Origin of the sequence: Stenotrophomonas sp. SrG, assembly GCF_050031795.1 — a bacterium.
GTDB classification, from domain to species: Bacteria; Pseudomonadota; Gammaproteobacteria; order Xanthomonadales; family Xanthomonadaceae; genus Stenotrophomonas; species Stenotrophomonas rhizophila_A.
The window spans coordinates 1-233 of the sequence record NZ_JBNBBE010001527.1; the positions used below are offsets into that span (position 1 = coordinate 1).

The window sequence follows — 233 nt, forward strand, 5'->3', positions numbered from 1 at the left end:
CCATCGGCCCGTTCACCCGCGACACCGCCAGTGTAATTGCCGCCAACCCGGCGGTGCTGAGCGCGGCGTTCTCCCATGTGCTGGTGCAGGACGGCACCGTGAGCGACCCGATCGAGATCACGCCCGACCACAGCGTGATGATCCGAGTGACCGACCACAGACCGGAACAGGCATTGCCGCTGGACAAGGCCCTCGACGGCGTGATCGCCGCGATCCGCGCCGACCGCAACAGA

1 pseudogene is annotated in these 233 nt (G+C 67.4%); it reads left to right on the forward strand.

The window, feature by feature from the left end:
* A pseudogene (locus tag ACQG3P_RS24500) lies at nt 1-233 on the forward strand (peptidylprolyl isomerase); the annotation flags it as partial.